Origin of the sequence: Vibrio sp. D401a, assembly GCF_030248515.1 — a bacterium.
GTDB lineage: Bacteria > Pseudomonadota > Gammaproteobacteria > Enterobacterales > Vibrionaceae > Vibrio > Vibrio rotiferianus.
Window position 1 is genome coordinate 454,464 of sequence record NZ_JAHGAI010000001.1, and the last position, 16,789, is coordinate 471,252.

The 16,789-nt window shown below is 44.2% G+C and carries 14 protein-coding genes; 11 read left to right on the top strand and 3 right to left on the bottom strand.

The features are described 5' to 3' along the window. Positions 1–129: 129 nt before the first annotated feature. From prfB to KIV41_RS02095, 4 genes are all read left to right on the top strand, one after another. A protein-coding gene (gene prfB / locus KIV41_RS02080) for a peptide chain release factor 2 (protein WP_100085109.1) occupies positions 130–1,228 on the top strand; the annotation gives its coding sequence in 2 pieces (ribosomal slippage) (positions 130–204 and positions 206–1,228; 1,098 coding nt in all). Positions 1,229–1,262: 34 nt separating this feature from the next. Then, on the top strand, positions 1,263–2,780 hold the full coding sequence (lysS, locus tag KIV41_RS02085) for a lysine--tRNA ligase (RefSeq protein WP_285335587.1): 1,518 nt from the start codon (positions 1,263–1,265) through the stop codon (positions 2,778–2,780). A gap of 243 nt (positions 2,781–3,023) precedes the next feature. After that, positions 3,024–4,358 carry a cyclic-di-GMP-binding transcriptional regulator VpsR gene (vpsR, locus tag KIV41_RS02090; protein ID WP_138954127.1) on the top strand — a complete coding sequence of 445 codons (1,335 nt, stop codon included), beginning with the start codon at positions 3,024–3,026 and terminating at the stop codon, positions 4,356–4,358. 504 nt (positions 4,359–4,862) lie between these two features. Beyond that, positions 4,863–5,114 (top strand): hypothetical protein, encoded by a 252-nt coding sequence (locus KIV41_RS02095; RefSeq protein ID WP_010445979.1) that lies wholly within the window; start codon positions 4,863–4,865, stop codon positions 5,112–5,114. A 117-nt stretch (positions 5,115–5,231) separates the two neighbouring features. Here the strand turns inward: KIV41_RS02095 and KIV41_RS02100 are convergent, their stop codons facing one another. Then, complete coding sequence (locus KIV41_RS02100) at positions 5,232–6,266, bottom strand: NADP(H)-dependent aldo-keto reductase (RefSeq protein ID WP_038884913.1); 1,035 nt, start codon at positions 6,264–6,266, stop codon at positions 5,232–5,234. A 154-nt stretch (positions 6,267–6,420) separates the two neighbouring features. Between KIV41_RS02100 and KIV41_RS02105 the strand changes: the two genes are divergently transcribed. After that, positions 6,421–6,732, top strand: coding sequence for a DUF6482 family protein (locus tag KIV41_RS02105; protein ID WP_010445983.1), 312 nt, complete (start codon positions 6,421–6,423; stop codon positions 6,730–6,732). 266 nt (positions 6,733–6,998) lie between these two features. On the opposite strand, the gene mutH is transcribed toward KIV41_RS02105, so the two are convergent. After that, positions 6,999–7,679 carry a DNA mismatch repair endonuclease MutH gene (gene mutH / locus KIV41_RS02110; protein ID WP_282065124.1) on the bottom strand — a complete coding sequence of 227 codons (681 nt, stop codon included), beginning with the start codon at positions 7,677–7,679 and terminating at the stop codon, positions 6,999–7,001. A 618-nt stretch (positions 7,680–8,297) separates the two neighbouring features. Here mutH and rppH point away from each other — a divergent pair. The 5 genes from rppH to KIV41_RS02135 all read left to right on the top strand — a co-directional run bounded on the left by rppH (position 8,298) and on the right by KIV41_RS02135 (position 13,641). Further along, positions 8,298–8,816, top strand: a complete 519-nt coding sequence (rppH, locus tag KIV41_RS02115; RefSeq protein WP_010445987.1) for an RNA pyrophosphohydrolase — start codon at positions 8,298–8,300, stop codon at positions 8,814–8,816. 9 nt (positions 8,817–8,825) lie between these two features. Next, positions 8,826–11,072 carry a phosphoenolpyruvate--protein phosphotransferase gene (ptsP, locus tag KIV41_RS02120; RefSeq protein ID WP_038884912.1) on the top strand — a complete coding sequence of 749 codons (2,247 nt, stop codon included), beginning with the start codon at positions 8,826–8,828 and terminating at the stop codon, positions 11,070–11,072. A 6-nt stretch (positions 11,073–11,078) separates the two neighbouring features. Further along, positions 11,079–11,870, top strand: coding sequence for a sulfite exporter TauE/SafE family protein (locus KIV41_RS02125; RefSeq protein WP_010445991.1), 792 nt, complete (start codon positions 11,079–11,081; stop codon positions 11,868–11,870). Positions 11,871–11,958: 88 nt separating this feature from the next. Continuing rightward, positions 11,959–12,780 carry a prolipoprotein diacylglyceryl transferase gene (lgt, locus tag KIV41_RS02130; protein ID WP_010445993.1) on the top strand — a complete coding sequence of 274 codons (822 nt, stop codon included), beginning with the start codon at positions 11,959–11,961 and terminating at the stop codon, positions 12,778–12,780. A gap of 9 nt (positions 12,781–12,789) precedes the next feature. Next, positions 12,790–13,641, top strand: a complete 852-nt coding sequence (locus tag KIV41_RS02135) for a thymidylate synthase (RefSeq protein WP_252041602.1) — start codon at positions 12,790–12,792, stop codon at positions 13,639–13,641. Positions 13,642–14,280: 639 nt separating this feature from the next. Here the strand turns inward: KIV41_RS02135 and KIV41_RS02140 are convergent. Beyond that, complete coding sequence (locus tag KIV41_RS02140) at positions 14,281–15,429, bottom strand: Na/Pi symporter (RefSeq protein WP_252041603.1); 1,149 nt, start codon at positions 15,427–15,429, stop codon at positions 14,281–14,283. Between the two features lie 381 nt (positions 15,430–15,810). Between KIV41_RS02140 and nhaR the strand changes: the two genes are divergently transcribed. Beyond that, positions 15,811–16,701, top strand: coding sequence for a transcriptional activator NhaR (gene nhaR / locus KIV41_RS02145; RefSeq protein WP_009707695.1), 891 nt, complete (start codon positions 15,811–15,813; stop codon positions 16,699–16,701). Positions 16,702–16,789 lie beyond the last annotated feature (88 nt).

The window sequence follows — 16,789 nt, forward strand, 5'->3', positions numbered from 1 at the left end:
GCATCAAAATTTTATGACCGTGCTCTCTCTAATTGCAATCTGATTTCCCAACCGAAATTTTCCTGTATCTCCGTCACATTTTTGAGTAGAATTTCTCGGTTAAATTCTATTCTAAAATGTTGAGCAAACATGTTTGAAATCAATCCAATTAAAAACCGTCTTCAGGACGTGTCTGAGCGCACGAATGTCCTGAGGGGGTATCTTTGACTATGACGCTAAGAAAGAGCGTCTAGAAGAAGTCAACGCAGAACTAGAACAACCGGATGTATGGAACGAGCCAGAACGTGCGCAAGCATTAGGCAAAGAACGTTCATCTCTTGAAGCGGTTGTTGAAACTATTGATCAACTAGAGCAAGGTGTAGAAGACGTTGAAGGGCTTCTAGAACTTGCTGTTGAAGAAGAAGATCAAGAAACGTTTGATGAAATCGAACCAGAACTTGCAGAACTTGAAGAAAAGCTAGAACAGCTGGAATTCCGTCGTATGTTCTCTGGCGACCACGATAGCTCTGATTGCTACATTGACTTGCAAGCAGGCTCAGGTGGTACTGAGGCACAAGACTGGACCAACATGATGCTACGCATGTACCTACGCTGGGCTGAAGCAAAAGGCTTTAAAGCTGAGGTAATTGAAGTATCTGAAGGTGAGGTTGCTGGTCTTAAGGGCGCGACTGTAAGAATCTCTGGTGAGTACGCTTACGGTTGGCTACGTACGGAAACTGGTGTTCACCGCTTAGTACGTAAATCGCCATTCGATTCAGGCGGCCGTCGTCATACATCATTTGCTTCTGCGTTTATCTACCCAGAGATTGATGAAAATATTGCTATCGACATTAACCCATCTGACCTACGCATTGACGTTTACCGTGCATCAGGCGCAGGTGGTCAGCACGTAAACACCACAGAATCTGCGGTCCGTATTACGCACGTGCCAACGAACACTGTGGTTCAGTGTCAGAATGACCGTTCTCAACACAAGAACAAAGATCAGGCAATGAAACAGCTTCGAGCAAAGCTATTTGAGCTTGAATTGCAGAAGCAAAACGCGGAAAAACAAGCTAATGAAGACGCTAAGTCTGACATTGGCTGGGGTAGCCAGATCCGTTCTTACGTATTGGATGACTCACGCATTAAAGACCTCCGTACGGGCGTTGAAAACCGTAATACTCAAGCGGTTCTTGATGGCGATCTGGACAAATTTATTGAAGCTAGCCTGAAATCAGGCCTATAAAGCTTTTCACCGACAAAAACAGGATACATCGAAAATGACTGATGCTGTTCAAAACGAAACTGTACAAGAAGAAAACAAGCTAATTGCTGAACGCCGCGCTAAACTGGATGAAATCCGAAAGAGCTGCAAAGCAAATGGCCACCCAAACGACTTCCGTCGTGACGCACTAGCGGGCGACCTTCAAAAAGAGTTCGGTGAAAAGTCGAAGGAAGAGCTAGAAGAGCTTAACCACGTAGTTGCAATCGCTGGCCGTATCATGGCTAAGCGTGGTCCATTCTTAGTAATTCAAGAAACTTCTGGCCGTATCCAAGCTTATGCTGATAAAGCGGTACAAAAAGTACTTAAAGACCAGTACCAAGGTCTAGATATCGGTGACATCATCGGTGTTAAAGGCGCACTACATAAATCTGGTAAAGGCGATCTATACGTGAACATGGAAGAGTACGAGTTGCTAACTAAAGCACTGCGTCCACTACCAGAGAAGTTCCACGGCCTAACTGACCAAGAGATGCGTTACCGTCAACGTTACGTTGACCTAATCGTTAACGAAGAGTCTCGTCAAGCGTTCGTAGTACGTTCTAAAGTGATGTCTGCAATCCGTAACTTCATGATCTCTAAGCAGTTCATGGAAGTTGAAACGCCAATGATGCACGTTATCCCTGGTGGTGCGAGTGCGCGTCCATTCATCACACACCACAACGCACTAGACATGCCAATGTACCTGCGTATCGCACCTGAGCTATACCTGAAACGTCTAGTGGTTGGCGGTTTTGATCGCGTATTCGAAATCAACCGTAACTTCCGTAACGAAGGTCTTTCTCCACGTCACAACCCAGAATTCACAATGATGGAATTCTACATGGCGTACGCGGACTACAAAGATCTGATGGACCTAACTGAAGAACTACTAAGCTCAGTAGCTCTAGAAGTTCTAGGTTCAACGTCAATGCCTTACGGTGATGACACGGTTGAGTTTGGTGGCACTTACACTCGTATGAGCATGTTCGAAGCAATCAAGCACTACAACCCAGACCATGCGCAAATCCAAGCGCTAACAGAAGAAGACATTCAAAACCGTGACCTAATGGTTTCTATCGCGAAATCTGTTCACGTTGAAGTAGAATCTTTCTGGACATGTGGTCAGCTTCTTGAAGAAATCTTCGGTGAAACTGCAGAACCTAAGCTAATGCAGCCTACGTTCATCACTGGTTACCCAGCAGATATCTCTCCTCTGGCTCGCCGTAGCGATGACAACCCATTCTTCACAGACCGCTTTGAGTTCTTCATTGGTGGTCGCGAAGTAGCAAACGGCTTCTCTGAGCTTAACGATGCAGAAGACCAAGATGCGCGTTTCAAAGCACAGGTTGAAGCGAAAGAGTCTGGTGATGATGAAGCAATGTTCTACGATGCAGACTACATCACTGCACTAGAGCACGGCTTGCCACCAACAGCAGGTCAAGGTATCGGTATCGACCGCCTAGTTATGCTGCTGACTAACACGCACACAATCCGTGACGTAATCCTATTCCCAGCAATGCGCCCACAAGCGTAATTTGGCAGGATGATCAAAAAACCACCTTCGGGTGGTTTTTTTATGTTCGAAATTTGACGTTATTCAACCATTTGAATTTGATGACGAGTAATTTAATAGAGAAATTATTCGCCAAATCGCAATCTGTTGCATAGTCTTAATATTGAGACAGACTAATCGGGTGATAGTCTCGATAATGTTACCAGTTCGCAAAGTTTGGTTTGTGGAGCGAATTTTCTATTAACAGAATTTAAGGGTTAAAGAATGGCTGGGCAGTTTAAGATGGATTCCATTCCGGGGTCGCTGGTAGTAGTTGGCGGTACTTACGAACCTTGGTTATCAGTATTAGAACAAGTCGGATGGAAGTGTCACCAAGTGGGTGACCTGCGTAAGGCGAATACGCTCCTTGAGGACATTGGCCCCTGCATAGGTATTGTAGATTTAAGTCACGATGAGTTTAGCCTCAACGGCTTAGCAAACTTAGTGAGTTCTCACAAACATGTTCGTTGGTTAGCTTTCATTCGTGAGTCACAACTCGGTACCGATACCATTTGCCAGTTCATTGTGAACTTTTGTATCGACTTTTTTACTGCGCCAATTCCAGATGCGCAGTTACTAAGTACCATTGGTCACCAGCTTGGTATGCTCAAGCTAGAGAAGAAAGTGTGGCCAAGCTTTGGTAACAGCTTAGATATGGGGCTGGTGGGTGAATCAATCCCTATGAAGCGTCTACGTGATCAAGTGAAACGTATTGGTCCAACGGATGTGAGTATCCTTATCTATGGTGAAAGCGGTACTGGTAAAGAAGCGGTAGCGCGTGCTATCCATAAAGTCTCTTCTCGAGCACACAAACCATTTTTGTCAGTAAATTGCCGTGCGTTGAATGAACAGCGTTTTCAAGCGGAAGTCTTTGGGGCTAGCGATGAAGATGTGACTGAGCCAAGTATTATGGAACAGGCTGATGGCGGTACTGTTTTGTTCAACGACATTTTAACTATCTCAAAAGAGCAGCAAATGAACCTGTTGCGATTTTTGCAAGAAGGCACAATTGAGACCCGAGATGGCTTAAAAACAGTGAATGTTCGAGTTCTTGCCGCTAACTCATCAGATGTGGAAAAGGCGTTGATTGATGGTGATTTTAATGAAGAACTATACCATTACATTAATGTGCTACGTATCAATGTACCGAGCCTTAAAGAGCGTGCTAGCGATATAGGCCTACTGGCTCGTTATTATCTGCAAGAGTTTTCTAAAGAGTATAACTCTCAAGCGAAGGGCTTTTCTGAAGATGCACTTAAATCTCTGACGCGTTACTTTTGGCCAGGTAATGTTCGAGAACTAATGAACCAGATTAAGCGTGCGGTGTTAATGTCGGACAGTGTCATTATCGAAGAACATCACCTCGACTTGCCTCAACGAAATGATGCAAAGAGAAGCTTAAAGTCAATTCGTGAAAAGAGTGAGCGTGATGCGTTATTAGTGGTTCTCGAATCTCATTCAGGGCAAGTATCGAACGCGGCGAAAGAGCTAGGTGTATCTCGAGCAACCATGTATCGTTTGCTAAACAAACATAATTTGATATCAGAGCAGGTGCTTTAAGTTACTAGGTGTCAAAGGAAAAGAGGAGCGTATTGTCGCTCCTTTTTTGTACTTTGAATGCAGTTATTTATAAAACTCGAAGCTTTATATATTCCACAGGTGAATATGTTATTCGAAAAACCATATGAAACCCAATTTTAGGTTATTGATTTGTTTTTAATAGAAAGGACAAAAATTGTTTGAATAATATCCTGTGTTGCTTACAATTTAGCCGTAACTCAAAGAGTTATACCACATCAATCACGGATTAATTTTTAGCTAGGAGGCGCAAGATGAAACATTACGTTGTTAACACTACTGCTTGCGCTGATCGTATGCCTTCTGTTCGCTCAACCTTTGATGCGATCATAAAGGATACCACTGGCTCATTGGATATAATTAATCCGTAACCTATCTATTTCACTAGGCTGCGGAAAAGTAGCGGCTTAGTATCAACAGAATCTTTCTGTTAAAGAATGCACTATTTTTCCCAGTCGATCATTTTTCGTAATTTGGAGAAAAATTATGCGTCACTCTATCTATCTAAAACTCGCTACAGTGTTGCTAAAAGCGGATCTAAAACGTGAAGAAAAGCAATGGCAGAGTATGGTTCGTCGTAGCTCTCACAATATCCCTTGGACCAACGAACACTTGCTCAGGGATATTGGTTTAGATAAAGAAGGTCGTTCAACTCAAACTTGCATTCCTGATGCAGTCAAAGTTGAGCGCCAAGTTCGTCACCTTCGTCGTGTCTTAACATCGCGAATACCGACGTAATTCAAAGCCCAGATTGAACTCTCTAGTACATTTGATTCAATTTGGGCTTAATACAAACAAAAGAGGCTGACCATGTGGTCAGCCTCTTTTGTTTTTGGTCTATTGGGAAATGAAACGCTATGGGCACGGGTTCGAGTAAGTAGTGCCAATCGCTTGGATGTCATTGAGTAACTCTTCACTTAAATGAACATCGATACTGTCAATGTTTGATTTAAGCTGCTCTAGGTTAGTTGCGCCAATGATGTTCGAGCCAACAAACGGACGCTGGTTCACAAACGCCAGTGCCATTTGTGAGGGATCTAAACCGTGGTCACGAGCTAGGTTGACGTATGCTTCGGTGGCTTTTATGCCTTGCGGGGTGAAGTAGCGAGCAAAGCGCTCCCAAACCGTGCAACGTGCGCCTTCAGGTTTCGCTCCGTTTAGGTATTTACCGCTCAAGCAGCCAAACGCCAGTGGTGAGTATGCAAGTAGCTGAACGCCTTCGTAATGACTGATTTCAGACAAGCCAACTTCAAAGCTACGGTTCAATAAGTTATATGGGTTTTGGATTGAAACTATCCTCGGCAGATCGTGTTTTTCTGCTAAACGCAGCAGTGACATCACACCCCATGGGGTTTCATTCGATACACCGATGTAACGTACCTTACCTGCTTTAACTAGTTCGGTCAGCGCTTCAAGGGTTTCGATCAGCGTGACTTCTTCTTGCTTATCTGGGTAGGGGTAGTTGAGTTGACCAAAGCAGTTGGTTTGGCGCTGTGGCCAGTGCAATTGGTACAGGTCGACATAATCGGTTTGCAGGCGCTTTAAGCTGTCATCGATAGCGGTATGAATATGGCGGCGGTTAAGGCTCATGTTCTCACGAATGTACGGGACGCTACGTGGGCCTGCGACCTTCGTTGCCAATACCACTTTCTCTCGCTTGCCACTTTTCGCTAACCAATTACCAATGTATTGCTCAGTGAGTCCTTGTGTCTCTGCCTTTGGTGGAACGGGATACATCTCTGCTGTATCGATAAAGTTCACCCCATGATCGAGGGCAAAGTCGAGCTGCTGAAACGCTTCTTGTTCGGTATTTTGCTCACCAAACGTCATAGTGCCAAGGCAGATCTTACTGATCTCGAGTGATGAGTGCGGTAGTTTCGTATATTGCATTTCACATCCTTGAAGAGTTACCGACTGAATAAGTTATTCCAATATAGGGGATTTTTAGTCGTGGTCGCAAATGATTTAGTTTTCGCTTTATAGTTAACTCGAAACTTATCAATACGCTAACTAGACTTAAAGGATCTTGTGAAGGAGGTGCATTATGCAGAAGCATCAACTCGACATGTGGTTGCATGGCCACCACAAGGACTCTTATAAAACACCGAAGGTCTTTGTGATAGGTTGTTCTGATGTCTCTGACTATCTATTAGCAGTGGAGTACAAACACCAACTCGAGCCTATAAAAGATGGCGAAGATCCGATTCATTTTGGATCGTTAGACTTGGTGAAAGAGGAGCTGCTTAGGTTAGGGATTGATAAAGCTTACTTGAGACTGCACAACGCGTACGATGAATGTGGTAGCGATGGCGCAGCCTCATACTGTGATATTGAATTGTCACTGGTAACGCATTAGGGTCTGTTGATCTTTTGAGCTGATTTTTGCAGCATTTTGTGGGAAATTTCTACAAGGCAGAGGCTTTGAAGTGTAGCTAGCCTACATGAGGAGCCGATAACGCTGTAGAAATGAACCACAAAGGCTGCCCGAAGGGTTCGGCTAGAATCGTTTTATGCTTTGTTAAGAAGCATTTACTTAGAATGACTAAGCTACATACTTCTTGCCGCGCCTAAAACGATTCTATCTCGAACAAAATTTAACCGCAAAAGATCAACAGACCCTAGTCACTCTGATTGAAGGTTAATATAATGCTTCAGTAGGATCTGCTCAGTAAACTGTGTTCTGAGATAGAAGCCACGAGGCAGGGTTTTTATCGGCTTGCCGTTTGAACTGTATGCTTCAGTAAGTGCTTTGGCATTTGCGGCTTTAGGACGTAGATGAAGCGCTTCGCCGTGTCTGGCGGAAATTTGATCAAACTTGCCCAGTACGATCAACTCCATTAACTCTTCCCAATCGTTTTTCAGGGTCAACTCTTCTTCTTCATCCGGTGACCAAATCAACGGGCTCCCGACGCGGCGCTCAGCCAACGGAATCTCGCGCTCGCCCTCAACCGGAACCCAAAGCACGCGGGAGAGCTTGTTGCGCACGTGGCTCGTTTCCCATGTTAAACCTTGCACACCAGTCAATGGTGCGACAGAGACAAAGGTCGTTTCTAATGGTTTGCCAGAGTAGCTGATCGGTATGCTCTTTAACTCGATCCCTAGTTTGGCGAAATCTTGTTGCGGCTTACTACCTGCGGGTGCACCCAAATGCCATTCTAGTAATTGACCGACCCAACCTTTATCGCGTTTCAAGTTTTCAGGAACGGGCATACCAGCTTCTTCTGCGAGTTCAGCAAAGCTTAATCCCGCAATCTCTTGCGCACGTTCCATCAGTTCAGCTTCGGATTGTGGTTCTGGTTTCATAATGACAAAGTGGTATTGGAAAACGCCTAGTCTAACAAATTTGAATAAAATCCTCTGTCGAAGATTTCATCGAGCTGGATTAAGAATGATCAATTCATAACTTATCCACAGATTAGGAAGTGACCAATAGGATCTTTGCTTGGGCTGGATGAATAAACAGGGGTTTAAGCGATGAGTGTGACTTGATTTTATTGAGATATCATGAAGTCCTACCTGTCTAATGTGGATAAATTGCCAATTGAGCGATCTTTGACCGATCTGAGTTTGGTGAAAAGATCATCAATAAAAGTTAGATTGTTAATTAAGCTATTCCTATTTATTTGTCTTAAAAATTAATGCCTTATGCTTGCCTTTCTTTTTTGTGAATAATCTTGTTTGTGATGGTTTTGAGCAAAAAACTTTATTGATCTTGTTTTCTTCACAAAGTTATTCACAGAAAAGGTGAATAAATGTGGGCTATGTCTCAATCCTGTGTTGATAAAGTAATGGTTGCTCAAAAGATATCCAAAAATGGTTCAAAGGTAATAAATCTTGCTCATATCACATCAGTAAGTTTGCTAGTAATGGGGATATGTGGAAAAATCACGGTAATAAAAAATTATTCATAGAGGTTAGCCGGTGATAGATGGCGATGGTTACCGACTGAACGTTGGTATTGTGATCTGTAATAACCATGGTCAGGTATTCTGGGCTAAACGATACGGGCAACACTCATGGCAATTTCCACAAGGTGGGATTGACGAAGGTGAAACACCTGAACAAGCGATGTTCAGGGAGTTATATGAAGAAGTCGGTCTGACGAAAAAAGACGTTAAGATCATCGCAACAAGTCGTCATTGGTTAAGATATAAACTACCAAAGCGATTGGTGCGATGGGACTCCAAGCCTGTTTGTATCGGCCAAAAACAGAAATGGTTTCTGCTGCGATTGGATTGCGATGAGTCGCACATCAATATGCAGCGTGGAAAATCCCCTGAATTTGATGGTTGGCGCTGGGTAAGTTATTGGTATCCAGTTAGGCAAGTTGTTTCTTTCAAGCGAGACGTATACCGCCGAGCAATGAAAGAGTTTGCATCTTTAGCCATGCCTTTTCGAGAGCGAAAGACGAAAGGGAAAAGAAAAAAGCAACGTAGATAGAGGATTATTATGCTCAGTCAGCTAAGGGAAATAGTTGAAAAAGTCTCCAGAGTCGATGATCTCCATCTTGCACTCGACATTCTGGTAAAAGAGACTTGTGCAGCCCTATGCACTGAGTGTTGTACTATCTATCTTGCTAACCAAGAAATGCAGCGCCTTGAGTTGATGGCAACTCAAGGCCTTATTTTTGAAGGTGATAGCATCCATATCAACTTCAATGAAGGTTTAGTTGGCTTAGTTAAGCGCAGCGCTGAACCGCTAAATTTAGCCGAAGCCTCCACTCACCCTGACTTCAAATTCTTCCCCCAATTAGGCGAGCAGGTATACCACTCCTTCCTTGGTACTCCGATTATTCATCGCAAACAAGTACTTGGCGTGTTGGTGATTCAGCAAAAAGAGCCACGTTTGTTTAGTGAGATGGAAGAATCTTTTCTGGTCACTTTGTCAGCGCAGCTTGCTGTGTTGATCGCACATGCTCAAAGCCTTGGTCATTGGCAATTAGCCTCAACACCCACAGTGATGAAAGGCTTACCTGCCTCAACGGGGGTTGCGATAGGTGAGTTCTGGTTTGATGATACTCAGCCCAATTTAAGCGATGTTTTTCCTGCCTCAGCGTTAGATAAAGAACGTGAACATGAGTTGCTTGCGGTTGCAGTGGAAAGGGCGCTCAGCGATTTTCGTCGTATGCGGAAGAAGTTCGACAGTGAAATCAACAAAGATGCTTTGGCGATTTTCGACCTTTTTACACACTTACTCAACGACCCAATGCTACGTGGTGATCTGAAGAAGCAGATCGAGAAAGGTGACCGAGCTGACTGGGCGTTACGCCAAGTGGTAGAAACTTACTCAAATCGTTTTGCTCGTATGTCAGATGTTTACCTGCGTGAGCGCGCACAAGACATTCGTGAGTTAGGGCAGCGCTTGCTGTACTTCCTGCATAACAGTGAACAAGAACATGCCTCAATCGACCGCCCAGTGATTTTGGTTGCCAATGAGCTAACGGCGACGTTACTTGCATCAATACCAAAGCAGCATTTACTTGCTGTGGTTTCTCTTGAGGGCGCGGCAAACTCTCATGCTGCGATTCTATCTCGCGCACTGGGCGTGCCAGCCATCATGGGAGCAAATGTTAATCCCCAAGAGGTAAACGGTAAGCAAGGGATTGTTGATGGGTATTCAGGGGAGATTTACCTTGAACCTAATCGACAGTTGTTACGCGAGTATCGTAGTTTAGTCAGTGAAGAATCTGAATTGTTCGCTATGGTGAACAAAGATCTCTCACTCCCGGCAATTACCCAAGATGATTATCATATTGAAGTGATGCTCAATGCGGGTTTAAGTGCAGATAGCAATATTGCCATTAACTCCGGTGTCGATGGCGTTGGTTTATATCGAACCGAAATCGCTTTTTTACTTCAGCATCACTTTCCTTCAGAAGATGAGCAGTATCATCAGTACCAAGCGATTCTCAATAGCTACCCAAATCAACGCGTCGTAATGCGTACATTGGATATCGGTGGTGATAAGCCATTACCGTACCTGCCGATTGATGAAGATAATCCGTTTTTAGGTTGGCGTGGCATTCGCTTTACTTTAGATCACCCTGATATTTTTCTGATCCAACTACGGGCGATGCTCAGAGCCAGTGCTGATAGTGGTAATTTAAGCATTTTGTTGCCAATGATATCTGGTATCAAAGAGTTCGATGATGCGATTACCTTGATTAATCAAGCCTACAGTGAGGTGGTGTTACTTGATGATCGCATTCAAGCTCCGAAGGTTGGGGTGATGATAGAAGTGCCTTCTATGGTGTACTTGCTGCCGGCAATTGCGCACCGCGTCGACTTCGTTTCGGTTGGTACTAACGATTTAACACAATATTTGTTGGCGGTGGACCGGAACAATTCTCGTGTTGCAGATGTCTATGAATCCATGCATCCAGCGGTGTTGTTAGCGTTAAAGCAAATTCATGATGTTTGCCACCAATATCAAGTCCCGGTTTGCATTTGTGGTGAGCTAGCTGGTGACCCATTTGGTGCACTGCTCCTGTTGGGCTTGGGCTATAACAGTTTGAGTATGAACACCTCGAACGTAGCGAAGGTGAAATATTTGATTCGCCATAGCCAACAAAAAGAATTAGAAAAACTCGTCGAGAAAGCCATGTCATGCTCTTACGGGCAAGAAATTCATCAAATGATGCATGATTTCTTTATTCAACAAGGCTTTGCAGGCTTTATTCGTGCAGGTAAGAAGTAGGTAACAGTGACCATCTCTTTATTTATAATATTGCTCGCGTTGGGCGCTTTTGTTGGTGTGATGGCGGGGCTTCTTGGTATCGGAGGTGGGCTAATTGTCGTACCTGCGCTACTTTATCTTCTTCCTCTTGCTGGAATTTCTCCTGAAATGAGCATGCATGTGGCGTTAGCAACGTCATTGGCAAGCATCATTGTCACATCGGGCTCCTCTGCACTTAACCATCTTAAGCTGGGCAACGTCGATATGTTCGTTGTCAAATGGCTGATGCCTGGTGTGGTTGTCGGCGGCTTTGTTGGAGCCAATATTGCCGAGTGGATTCCGACACACTATCTGCCAAAAGTATTTGGTGTGATCGTGTTGTGTCTGGCAGTTCAGATGTTTCGCTCAATTAAGACGAAAAGTGAGAAGTCAATGCCGAGCAGTCCGGTCACTATGGTGTACGGAACGGGAATTGGTGTGGTATCGAGCCTTGCTGGCATTGGTGGTGGTTCACTGTCTGTGCCGTTCTTAAACAAGCATGGTATTGAGATGCGCAAAGCCGTTGGATCTTCTTCGGTGTGTGGCTGCATGATTGCGATTTCAGGCATGATTGGATTCATCTTACATGGTTACAAAGTAGAAGGGTTACCTGACTACAGTGTTGGCTATGTTTATCTGCCAGCTTTAGCTGCGATTGCGATGACGTCGATGCTCACGACGAAAGTCGGCGCTAAGATGGCGACTAACCTTCCTACGGCAGTCTTAAAGAAGATTTTTGCTGTATTCTTGATGTTTGTTGCAGCGACCATGTTGCTGTAAGTTTATTGCCAATTTATTCCCGCTGAACCGAGCATCTTTAGGTTACTCGGGTATATTTGTTTTACTAGTAATAAGAAGAGAATGATTTATGTCTCAGGGATACTTTGAATTTCCCAATATTGATCCGGTTTTAATCTCTATTGGTCCTGTTTCTGTTCGTTGGTATGGTTTGATGTACTTAGTCGGCTTCATGTTCGCACTATGGCTAGCAAATCGTCGTGCAGATAAGCCGGGTAGTGGTTGGACGCGTGAGCAAGTTTCTGACTTGTTGTTTGCGGGGTTCCTTGGGGTCGTCATTGGTGGTCGTGTTGGCTACGTAATTTTCTACAACTTCGACTTATTCTTAGCCGATCCGTTGTACCTATTTAAAGTCTGGACTGGCGGCATGTCGTTCCATGGTGGTCTGTTAGGTGTTATCACAGCAATGTTCTGGTACGCGCGTAAAAACGGCCGTACTTTCTTTGGTGTCGCTGATTTTGTTGCGCCGCTAGTACCATTTGGTCTTGGTATGGGACGCATGGGTAATTTCATGAACAGCGAACTTTGGGGGCGTGTAACGGATGTGCCATGGGCTATCATCTTCCCGAATGGCGGTCCACTGCCTCGCCACCCATCTCAGCTTTATGAGATGTTCTTAGAGGGCATTGTACTGTTCTTCATCTTGAACTGGTTTATCAAAAAGCCTCGTCCTTTAGGTGCAGTATCAGGGCTATTTTTAGCTGGGTATGGTACATTCCGTTTCCTAGTCGAGTTTGTTCGCGAACCGGATGCACAGCTTGGTCTATTTGGTGGTTACGTTTCGATGGGACAAATCCTATCTTCACCGATGATCATTCTGGGTATTCTTATGATGGTTTGGGCGTACAAACGTGGTCTTTACCAAGACAAAGTCCAAGCAGAAACGAAGTAAGGAATTGGTGTGAAACAGTATTTAGATTTGTGTCAGCGTATCGTTGACCAAGGCACTTGGGTTGAAAACGAACGTACAGGTAAACGCTGCCTAACGGTGATCAACGCAGACTTGACCTACGATGTTGCTAACAACCAATTCCCATTAGTGACAACGCGTAAGAGCTTTTGGAAAGCAGCGGTTGCTGAACTACTTGGTTACATCCGTGGCTACGACAACGCTGAAGATTTCCGTAAGCTAGGTACGAAAACATGGGATGCGAACGCAAACCTAAATGAAGCATGGTTGAACAACCCATTCCGTAAGGGCGAAGACGACATGGGACGCGTATACGGCGTTCAAGGTCGTTCATGGGCGAAGCCAGATGGCGGTCATATCGACCAGTTGCGTAAGATTGTGGATGATTTGACGCGCGGTGTTGATGACCGTGGTGAAATCCTAAACTTCTACAACCCGGGTGAGTTCCATATGGGGTGTTTGCGTCCATGTATGTACAGCCACCACTTCTCACTGTTAGGTGACACGCTGTACCTAAACAGCACGCAGCGCTCTTGTGACGTTCCGCTAGGTCTGAATTTCAACATGGTTCAAGTGTATGTGTTCTTGGCAATCATGGCGCAAATTACAGGTAAGAAACCTGGTCAGGCTTACCATAAGATTGTTAACGCACACATCTACGAAGATCAGCTTGCACCAATGTGTGATATTCAGTTGAAGCGTGAGCCACTAAAAGCAGCGACCTTCCACATCAACCCAGAAATCAAATCTCTAGAAGATTTAGAAACATGGGTAACCCTAGATGATTTCTGGGTAGAAGGTTACGAGCATCACGATCCAATTCAGTACCCGTTCTCAGTTTAACGAGTATATTGAGCTTTCTAAGCCGCCTTTATGGGCGGTTTTTTTATGCCCGAAGGGTGGGAATAGGAGGGAACGCTTCGTCCTGTGGAACGCTTACGCTTTGAGGTATGAGGGCGTCAGTGCAGGGATGTGAGAGGAAATAAAAGATCCCCAACTCGCTCGAGCCTCGCTCTTGGGGATGACGTGCAATCACTCTGAAGTCAAACGGTGTCATTCCCTCAAGCATTGAATGACCGTAGTCTCAGTTTACTCTGGGATTAAGAGCTTGAGAAAGTTTCGCTACGAGGCTAGGGAGCGGACTTTGTCGTAAGGAACGCTTCGCTCCGAGACGTGAGAGGGAATAAAAGATCCCCAATTAGCTCGTACCTCGCTCTTGAGGATGACGTTTAATCATTCTGAACTCAAACGGTGACATTCCCGAAAGTGACAAAGGAGTGTAGTCGGGAATCTCTTTTACCGCAGCTTTCTGGATGATTAACAAATTGAGAGCGCCTTGCTTTAGGAATCGAATGAAAGCCGTTTGGATTTTAAAGGCGTTGACCGGAGTTGTTCCTAGAAAGACAAAACAAGTTCGCTTCCCCAAAACGAAAAAAGGCCCCACCGAAGTGGAGCCTAAAATAAGCGATGGTAATCTTACTATTATGCTGTCAGAGCAAGGATAGAGCCTGGTAGCACGATGAATACTGCTAGTAGGTAACCTGCTACAACCGCTTTGTTCTTAATAGCCATTTCTGAAATCACTTCTGCACATTTCACTGGAATCTCACGTAGGAACGGGATACCGAAGATGAACAGTGTCGCCAGAATGTTGAACGTTAGGTGTACTAGTGCAATTTGTAGTGCGAATACTGCGAACTCACCAGATACAGCTGTTGCTGCTAGTAGAGCCGTGATACATGTACCGATGTTTGCACCTAGAGTGAACGGGTAGATGTCACGTACTTTTAGAACACCTGAGCCAACTAGTGGAACCATTAGACTTGTTGTCGTAGAAGAAGACTGAACAAGAACAGTTACTACAGAGCCCGATACGATACCATGGATAGGACCACGACCGATTGCGTTCTTAAGGATGTCACGTGCACGACCAACCATTAGGCTCTTCATTAGCTTACCCATAACAGTGATAGCTACGAAGATAGTAGCGATACCTAGAGCGATTAGCGCTACGCCACCCATAGTGTCGCCAAACGTTGCTAGCGGCTCTTTGATTGCGCTTACTACTGGTTTAGTGATTGGCTTGATGAAGTCAAAGCCTTTCATGCTCATATCACCAGTGTTTAGTAGCGGTGATACCAACCAGTGAGAAATTTTCTCTAGGATGCCGAACATCATTTCCAATGGTAGGAAGATCAGTACAGCAAGTAGGTTGAAGAAATCGTGGATTGTTGCACTAGCGAATGCACGTTTGAATTCTTCTTTACAACGTACGTGGCCAAGCGAAACAAGAGTGTTTGTTACGGTTGTACCGATGTTTGCACCCATTACCATAGGGATAGCGGTTTCTACAGGTAGACCGCCTGCAACCAAGCCTACAATAATAGAAGTTACGGTACTTGAAGACTGGATCAGTGCCGTAGCCACCAAACCGATCATTAGACCTGCGACTGGGTGAGACGCAAATTCAAAGAGTACTTTAGCTTGATCGCCAGTCGCCCATTTGAAGCCGCTACCAACCATAGATACTGCTAGAAGAAGCAGATACAACATGAATGCCAAGTTAGCCCAGCGTAACCAGCGAGTCGTGCTCGAGATTGGTGCTGCTGTAGAAGTAGCTTGGTTCATCATAATTTTCTCCGTGGACCTTTCAGTTCGTTTATTTGGTCTGTTGTTGAAACTGAGGGCGATGTTAGAGATGAAATATTTCAGTAATATTACAGTTCGATTTCTATTGGGAATTTTTATTATTCTTTTTGATAATTAGTCGAAAAGAAAAAGCCATATAGTTTCAAGTTGTTGATTTTTAATGATTAAATTTTGTATAAATTGTCTGTAGATGATTGTGTACAGGATTGAAAAAGTGCGTTTTGCTTCAAGTTTTATGACAGTATGAATCTGATAACTTCGAAAAAACCATACTCTTTATTGATTATTGTAAGTTTTGCCGAATATCTTGTTAGTCGTTGTCACATTTGATATAAAAAAGTCATCTTTTTAGCGGGGCTGTCGATGTCACATTTAAACTATAACCACCTTTATTACTTCTGGATGGTATGTAAGCAAGGTTCAGTTACTAAGGCTGCAGATGCATTGTTCTTGACGCCACAAACAGTGACTGGCCAAATTAAAGCCCTTGAAGATCGTATGAAGGGGAAGTTGACTAAGCGAAATGGTCGTACTGTTGAGCCAACTGAGTTAGGGCAGCTAGTATTCAAGTATGCCGACCGTATGTTTGGATTGAGCTACGAAATGCTCGATATTGTTAACTATAGCCAACACTCCAATATCCTGTTCGAAGTCGGCGTTGCCGATGCCCTTTCTAAACGCCTCGTCAGTAAAGTGCTGATGACCACAGTTCCTGAGGACAACAGCATCCATTTACGTTGCTACGAGTCGACTCACGAGCTTCTATTAGAGCGTTTATCACAACACAAGCTGGATATGATTCTTTCTGACTGTCCGGTGGATTCGACACAAAGCCCAGGTTTGTACAGCAAAAAACTAGGTGAAAGTAGCATGAGCTTTTTCGCTTCGTCTGAAATAGCTGATGTGAAGTTTCCTGAAATCCTAGAGAAGAAAAAACTACTCATCCCAGCGAGTCGAACGGCAATGGGAAGAAAAGTATTGCAGTGGTTTGATCGTCAAGGTTTACAGCCAGACGTTTTGGGTGAGTTTGATGATGTTGCGCTTATGAAGGCTTTTGCTCGTTACCGTGATGATGTCATCTTCTTGGCACCGACGGTGTACATGTCTGAGATTGAAGATGATCGAAATTTGCAATTGATTGGGCATGTTGACGATCTAAAGGAAGAGTATTACGTCATCTTTGCCGAGCGGATGATACAACACCCTGCAGTAAAGAATGTGTGTGATGCAGATTTTAGCCAAATGTTTGAATGAACACGTTTCGTTGCTCAAACAAATAGATTACTATCGATAAAATTATAAGTCGAAATTATAAAATCTTTGTAACACAACAAAACAACAA